Consider the following 7237-nt stretch of genomic DNA (forward strand, 5'->3'; position numbering starts at 1 on the left):
CGGAGGGGCAGCGTCCCACCGCGGCCATGCCGTCCATGGTCCCGCCGCGCATGGGCGTGACGACGCCCTCGAATGGCAGCCGCCCGCTGCCGTCGCACGTCGCGCCCACCATCCAGGTGCCCTCCATCCAGTCCGGAGGGCCGCTGTCCACCGAACCTCCGTGGTCCACCGCTCCCGAAGAGCCGGACGCGCTGGACGACCGGAGCCTCTCCGGCCCGGCCCCCCGGCCCACGATGCAGGACACCCGGCCGTCGTCCGAGTCGGTCTCGGTGGACGCCCACGCCCTGGAGCCGGACGCCGGCCTGCCGTACATCACCGCCGAGCCGGAAGATGCCCAGGTCGCGCGTCAGGGTGACGCGGATACGCATCCGCGCATCGCCATGCCGCGCGCGCCGCGCCGCGAGGAGCCGCAGGCCCGCGTGGTGCTGGACGAAGCCCTGCTGCGCGAAACGAACCCGCCGGCCGGTCGCAAGGAGCCCGACACCGGCCCTACCGGCCCGACCCGCAGCCGCACGGGTTCGCGCCGTGCGCGCGGTTCGTCACCCGGTACGCCCGTGCGCTCGAACACCGCGTCGAGCATGCGCGCCGTCACCGCCCCGCGCGCGGCGCCCGCCGTGGACCCGGACGAGTCCTCCACCTCGCGTGCGTCGCGCGACGACACCCGTCGCAAGGCCATGCCCGTGCGGCCGGCCGACGCCGCGGAGTCATCCCGCCCCGCGCACCGCGAGCCTGGCCCCTCGCGCGGTGTCCTGCGCTCGGTGCTGCTGTTCACGTCCCTGGCGGTCGTGGCGCTGCTCATCGTGGGCCTGGGGCTCTACTTCGTCCCCGAGCTGCGCGTGGCCGTGGGCCTGGAGCATTCGAAGACGCTCAAGCCGCCTCCGCCCACCCGGGTCCAGCCACCCAGCCGTCCCGTGACCACCGCGGTGCCGCCCGCGCGTCCGCCAGAGAACACGGCCTCCGACGTGTCCCCGACCGCCCCCGTGGTTCCTCCGCCCGCGGCCGTGAAGGAGCAGGCCCCCGTCGCGCCGGCGGTGGCCCCCGTGAAGGCGCCTCCCACCGACGATTCCGACCTGCTTGACCCGGACGTGCCCACCGCGCCTTCAACGCCCGCGCTCACGGCGAAGAAGGCGCCGCCGGCACGTCCCGGCAAGCGCGGCGCCAATGTGCGCGGCTCCGCCAGGGTCAGCGAGCTGGAGCAGCAGTGGCTCAAGACGAGCAAGCTCTTCGAGACCCTGCAGGACAAGCACACCTGTGCCGCGATGGGCATGGAGTGCAACCAGTTCTACGACCTGGAAGAGGCCGTCAGGAACGGTGGCGACGACGCCGCGCTTCTGAAGAAGGTGCGGCGGTTCCACGCCCGTCTGGAGCAGGTGCAGATCAAGCAGGGCTCCAAGTAGGAGCCCCGGCACCGCGACAGGCGGGGGGGTGAAGCCAGCCTGGCGCTAACGGCCCGCGTCCATCCGGGTGCCCGCGTCCATCCGGGTGCCCGCGTCCATCCGGGTGCCCGCGTCCATGCGAGTGCCCGCGTCCATGCGGCTGCCGGCGTCCATCATCCCCGCGTCCATGCGGGTGCCCGCGTCCAGGCCCGCGCCGCCCGTGCCCTCCGTGGACGCCGGGCCGCGATAGCTGTCCGCCAGCCCCGTGCCCAGCTCCAGGGTGCCGCCTCCGGGCTGGCGTCCGGAGCCGCCCGTGCCCTCCAGGTCCGAGCTTCCCGCCCGGTCGCTGTCGTAGGCCCTGCCGGCCTGCCCCGGGTCCTCCGCATCAGGGCGGTTGCTGTTCTGCGGCATCGAGGCCTGCGCCTCCGGGGGACGGTGCTGCGTCTGCACGGGGTCCTGGAACCCCCGGCTCCCCTGCGAAGCCACCTCGCTGTTGCAGCCCCAGAGGCCCATCGCCCCACCGACGAGCACCCCCACCGCACCGCGCATGAAGCCCTTCATGGTTGTCCCCTCTCGCGGAATCACTCCGCCTGCCCGTCCGGGAAAGTAGGTCCGATGCCCCGCAGGGCCACCCGCCTCGCCGGATGCCTGCCCGGTCGCCCACCGGGCTTTGAGGGTCCCAGGGTTGACAGGGAAGTCCCACTGGCTTGAAACACTCCCAGCGCGGGTCCCTCCGCTGCGCCTCTCCCCCTGCCTCGAGGCCGCATGGTCCGTTACGCCCTCGCCATCTTCACCAGCGCGTTCCTGCTCTTCGGCGTCCAGCCGCTGGCGGGCCGTTACGCCCTGCCGTGGTACGGCGGCACGCCCGCGGTGTGGACCGCGTGCATGCTCTTCTTCCAGGCCGCGCTGCTGGCGGGGTACGCCTATGCGCACGGGGTGGCCTCGCGGCTGCGCCCTCGCACGCAGGCCCTGCTGCACCTGGGGCTGCTCGCGGTGGCGGTGGCGGCGCTCGCGGCGCGGGCCTTCTGGACGGGCTCGCCGCTCGCGCCCGGAGACGGGTGGCGCCCCGCCGTGGACGACCACCAGCCCGTGCTCCGGTTGATGGGGATGCTGGCCGTCACGCTGGGCCTGCCCTTCTTCGTGCTGAGCACCACCGGCCCGCTGCTCCAGTCGTGGTTCGCCCGCGCGCGGCCGGGGCGCTCGCCGTACGTGCTCTACGCGCTCTCCAACGCCGGCTCGCTGCTCGCGCTCCTGGGCTATCCCTTCCTGGTGGAGCCCTGGGTGGGCCGCGGCGCGCAGGCGTGGGGCTGGGCCGCGGGCTTCGTCCTCTTCGTCGTCCTGGTCCTCGCCTGCGCCACGGACGTGCTGCGCCGCACGACGGCGGTGCAGGCCTCCGTGCCCGATGCCCCGAACACCGCCCCGGTCGACGCTCCGGCCGCGGCTCTGGCCGCCGCTCTGGCCGCCGCGTCCACCGAAGCGTCCGAAGAAGCGACCGCCGAAGCTCTGGCCGACGCGCCGCGCCCGGGCGTGGTCCGCACGCTGACGTGGCTGGGGCTGAGCATGTGCGCGTCGGTGCTGCTGCTGGCCACGACGAACAAGCTGTCCCAGGACGTGGCGGCGGGCCCGTTCCTGTGGGTGATGCCGCTGGCCGTCTACCTCGTCACCTTCATCCTGGCCTTCTCGCGCGAGTCCTTCTACCGGCGCGGCCCGTACTCGGTGGCGCTCATCGCCGCGGTGGCCATGGTGTCGTACGCGCAGAAGGAGGGCCCCACGCTGGGCCTGGGGTGGCAGGTGCTCTTCCACGCCTTCGCGCTCTTCACCGGCGCCATGGTGTGCCACGGGGAGCTGTTCCGCTTCCGCCCGGCGCCGCGCCACCTGAGCGCCTTCTACCTGTGGGTGTCCGTGGGCGGGGTGCTGGGCGGCGTGTTCGTCAACCTGGTGGCGCCCGCCCTCTTCAACGTCTACTGGGAGCACCCGCTGTCGCTGGGCGCCTGCTGCGCGGTGTCGCTCGCGGGCATGATGCGCCGCCCGCCGGAGGAGAAGCTGACGGCGCGCGTGCAGCGCACCCTGCGCGGCGCGATGCTGGTGCTGGTGGCGGTGAACCTGGGGCTGCTCGTCTCCGGGGCCCAGGGCCGCGTGCGCTTCTCCGAGCGCAACTTCTTCGGCATGGTGCAGGTGCTGGAGCAGGGCCGCAACAACCCGAAGCAGCACCAGTACACCCTGCGCCACGGCGCCATCACTCACGGCTGGCAGTACATCGAGCCGTCGCGCCGCAACGCCACGACGTCCTACTACACGCCGCAGAGCGGCCTGGGCCTGGCGCTCACGGAGCAGCGCCGGTGGCGGCGGGCCCTGGGGCTTCCCACCGAATTGCGCGTGGGCATGCTGGGGCTGGGCGTGGGCGGCAGCGCCGCGCTGATGGAGGCGGGGGACCAGGTGCGCTTCTATGAAATCAACCCCGTCATCATCGCGCTCGCCCAGGGGCAGGGCGGCTACTTCAGCTACCTGAAGGACTCGGCCGCGCGGTCGGAGGTGGTGGAGGGCGACGCGCGCATCTCGCTGGAGCAGGAGCTGGAGCACGGACAGCCGCAGGGCTTCGACGTGCTGGCGCTGGACGTCTTCAGCTCGGACGCCATCCCGGTCCACCTGCTGACGCACGAGGCGGTGGCGCTCTACCGCCAGCACCTCGCGCCGCACGGCGTGCTGGCGCTGCACATCAGCAACCAGCACCTGGACCTCGTCCCCATCAGCGTGACGCATGCGCGCGCCTTCGGCATGTCCTCCACGCTGGTCATCACCGAAACCAAGGACGACGCGCTGGCCAGCATCTGGATCATCCTGAGCCCGGACAAGGAGTTCGCCTGGGGGCCCACCTTCACGCGCTCGCCTTCGTACGTGCGGAGGCTGGCCCTCCACGGCGAGCCGGACTACGCCTGGACGGATGAGCGCAGCAGCGTGCTCCAGGCGCTGCGCGGCCCGAAGCTTCCCCGGGAATCGGTGACGGAGAAGATCCGGGACGCCGCCCCGCCCACGCCCTCGGTGGCCCAGCCCGCGTCCCCCTGACGCAGGGCCCTGAACGCCCGCGCTGGGGCCCTCAGCGCCCCGGCCCGGTGGGGGCTGGCGCGGGCAGGGCGGACAGGCGCACGTCCAGCGCCGCGAGCACGCCCAGCGCCGCGCACGGCAGCACCAGCGTCACGGCCCCGTGACGCAGGAACAGGAAGGGGCCCAGTGTGGAGCCCGCGAGGAACGCGAGCGCCAGGCCCAGGTGCAGCCGCGTGCGCTCGAACTGTACGGCGGAGGGCAGGTCGCGCAGGCGGTGCCACAAGCCCGGCGCGCCCTCGCCCCGGACGCCGTCGCGCACCCACGCCATCAGCTGCACCAGCTGGATGCCGATGTCGGTGAGCAGCCCCGTCACATGCGTGGTGCGCACCACCGCGCCGGACAGTCGGGTGACGAGCGCGTTCTGCAACCCCATGGCGAAGGCCAGCCCCCACAGGAACACCGGCGCGCGCACGCCCACGCTCGTCGCCATGCCCACGCCGATGCCGCCCAGCACCCCCGCCTCCAGCAGCAGCGCGGAGACGTGACGGCCGCGCGTGCGGTGGCGCGAGGCATCCAGCAGCATCGCCGCGGACGTGGCGCCCGCGATGAACATCCCCATCAGCTGCGCGGACAGCCACCCCACGTCCGCGCGTCCCAGGGCCAGCGACTCGCCCAGCGTCGCCATGTGCCCGGACATGTGGGACGTGTGCGAGCCCAGGGCCACGAAGCCCACGGCGTTGACCGCCCCGGCGACGGCGGCCAGCAGCAGGGCGAGGCGTGAATAGGCGCGGCGTGTCTGCGGCGACGACTGGGCACTGAACATGGGCGGCGGGCCCGCCCGGGAGAAAGGGGGGCCACGCAGCCGCGAACGCTAGCACCCGCCCCCTGGCGCCTGTCACGGCACCGGAGGGCAGGGGGCCCCCGGGGACCGCTAGCCCGGCGGCCAGTGGAGGGGTCGGCCCGCGAGCAGGTGCAGGTGGATGTGGAACACCGTCTGCCCCGCGTCGCGCTGGGTGTTCATCACCACCCGGTAGCCGCTGTCCGCGTAACCGCGCTCGCGCGCCACCTTCGCCGCGCCCAGGTAGAGGCTGCCCACCAGCGCCCGGTCCTCCTCCGTGAGGTCGTTCACCGTGGGGATGTGCTTGCGCGGGATGAACAGGACGTGGGTGGGGGCCTGGGGGTTGATGTCCTCGAAGGCCAGGCAGTGCTCGTCCTGGTAGACGACCTTCGCCGGGATGGCACCTTCGCGAATCTTGCAGAAGAGACAGTCGGACTCGGGCATGGGCCGTGGCTTACCAACGCGCCGGGTGGGGCGGAAAGGGCCTTGCCCCCCATTCGTCCGCTTACGGCAGCAGCCACGAATAGCCGGGGTCCGGCACGCAGCCCGCCCCTGACAGCTTCACCAGCGCCAGCGGGCCATCCCGGGCCATCGTCGCGCCCGCGCCCTCGTAGCCCGCCGGGGTGATGACGTGGCTGAACAGGCCTGAACCCCGCCCCGGCCCCGAGTGGGGGTACAGCGGCACCTTCCGGTGGAAGTAGCTGTAGCCCCCCGCCCACGCCAGATGCACCGACTCCACCTTCAGGCCGCACACGTCGTCCTGGCGGCCCGCGAACTCCAGCAGCCGGTTGACGGAGCCCTGGTCGTCCCACGCGCTGTCCCCGGGCCGCACGCGCTCGTACTGGCCCAGCTCCCCGAACGTCAGCGCCCCCGCGCCCGCGCCGGACACCAGCGCCGCCGCCACCACCGCCACCGCCACCGTGGCCCGCGCGGGGAGGCCGCGAAGCACGCCCAGCACCGAATCCAGCCCCACGCCCGCGAGCGCCGCGACCAGGGGCAGCACCGGCACGAGGAAGCGCAATTCCTTGTGCGGCTGGTACGCGTGCAGGACGACGAAGCCCGCCGTCAGCGCGGCCAGCCCCCACGCTCGGGGCAGCGCCAGGAGCGCCAGCGCGCCCGCGAGGATGGACAGGCCCGGCATCGCCCGGCGCAGGATGCGCGGGTAGTAGTCAAAGGCCTCCGTGCCGAACTGGGCCGCCTTGCCCTGCACCAGGTTGAAGTCCAGGTAGACGATGGCGGAGTGGAACCAGCGCCCCCAGGTGAGCTTGTCCAGGAGCCCGAACGCCAGCGCCCACCCGGACAGCACCGCCAGCGCCACGCCCGCCTCGCGCCACTGGCGCCGCGCCGCCAGCACCCCCAGGAAGCCCACGCAGAAGACGCCGTTCTGCAGCCGCAGCAGCACCGCCAGCCCCAGCAGTGACGCTCCCGTCACGAGGGCCCGCCGGGACACCCCCCGGGGCAGCGCCAGGGCCAGCCCCAGCGCCACCGGCAGCGCGGAGGCGTTCTCGCTCATCGCCCGGGGGCCGAAGTACAGGGGCACCACCGCCAGCGCGAACAGGGACGCCCCGGCGGACGCCGCCAGCGACGAGGCCCCGGACGCGCGCGAGAGCCGCCACGTGGCCCACGCCGTCGCCGTCCCCACGAGCGCGAAGAAGCCCTTCACGAGCCCCAGGTAGCCCGCCGGGTCGTCGAAACCGAGCAGCCGGCCGAGCCCCAGCACTCCCGCCACCAGTCCCGGGAGGGCCCAGTTCCGGGCGCCCTCCACGAACTCCCAGGCGATGAGCCCGTAGCCGTAGACGAGCCGGTGGGCGGGCTCCAGGCTCTGGTAGACCTCGTCTGGCCAGTAGATGCCGTCGTCGTGGAGCGCCCGGTACAGGCGGAAGCCCGCGCCCAGCGCCAGCGAGACCCCCAGGAGCACCAGGCCCAGGCGGCGCTCGGCCGGAGCTTCGACCAGAGCTCCGACCGGGGCCACGGCTGGAGC

At 73.6% G+C, this 7237-nt stretch carries 5 protein-coding genes and 1 pseudogene; 2 read left to right on the forward strand and 4 right to left on the reverse strand.

The genetic code is table 11. The features are described 5' to 3' along the window. A pseudogene (locus D7V93_RS45365) lies at positions 1 to 1397 on the forward strand (hypothetical protein); the annotation flags it as partial. A 45-nt stretch (positions 1398 to 1442) separates the two neighbouring features. On the opposite strand, the gene D7V93_RS33415 reads toward D7V93_RS45365, so the two are convergent. Continuing rightward, positions 1443 to 1937: a hypothetical protein gene (locus tag D7V93_RS33415; RefSeq protein WP_120647230.1), complete on the reverse strand. Its 495-nt coding sequence runs from the start codon at positions 1935 to 1937 to the stop codon at positions 1443 to 1445. Between the two features lie 204 nt (positions 1938 to 2141). On the opposite strand from D7V93_RS33415, the gene D7V93_RS33420 reads away from it, so the two are divergent. Next, on the forward strand, positions 2142 to 4439 hold the full coding sequence (locus D7V93_RS33420; RefSeq protein WP_120647231.1) for a polyamine aminopropyltransferase: 2298 nt from the start codon (positions 2142 to 2144) through the stop codon (positions 4437 to 4439). A 31-nt stretch (positions 4440 to 4470) separates the two neighbouring features. Here the strand turns inward: D7V93_RS33420 and D7V93_RS33425 are convergent, their stop codons facing one another. The 3 genes from D7V93_RS33425 to D7V93_RS33435 all read right to left on the reverse strand — a co-directional run. Next, positions 4471 to 5241, reverse strand: a complete 771-nt coding sequence (locus D7V93_RS33425) for a YoaK family protein (RefSeq protein ID WP_120647232.1) — start codon at positions 5239 to 5241, stop codon at positions 4471 to 4473. A 108-nt stretch (positions 5242 to 5349) separates the two neighbouring features. Further along, complete coding sequence (locus D7V93_RS33430; RefSeq protein ID WP_120647233.1) at positions 5350 to 5700, reverse strand: histidine triad nucleotide-binding protein; 351 nt, start codon at positions 5698 to 5700, stop codon at positions 5350 to 5352. Between the two features lie 61 nt (positions 5701 to 5761). Next, positions 5762 to 7237, reverse strand: a 1476-nt coding sequence (locus tag D7V93_RS33435) for a glycosyltransferase family protein (protein WP_372338378.1), incomplete at its 5' end; no start/stop codon positions are given.

The sequence above is a fragment of the Corallococcus llansteffanensis genome (assembly GCF_003612055.1).
Lineage (GTDB): Bacteria > Myxococcota > Myxococcia > Myxococcales > Myxococcaceae > Corallococcus > Corallococcus llansteffanensis.

Coding starts and splice junctions, on each gene's coding strand:
- D7V93_RS33415 (WP_120647230.1), bottom strand. CDS start 1,937: ATGAAGGGCTTCATGCGCGGTGCGGTGGGGGTGCTCGTCGGTGGGGCG.
- D7V93_RS33420 (WP_120647231.1), top strand. CDS start 2,142: ATGGTCCGTTACGCCCTCGCCATCTTCACCAGCGCGTTCCTGCTCTTC.
- D7V93_RS33425 (WP_120647232.1), bottom strand. CDS start 5,241: ATGTTCAGTGCCCAGTCGTCGCCGCAGACACGCCGCGCCTATTCACGC.
- D7V93_RS33430 (WP_120647233.1), bottom strand. CDS start 5,700: ATGCCCGAGTCCGACTGTCTCTTCTGCAAGATTCGCGAAGGTGCCATC.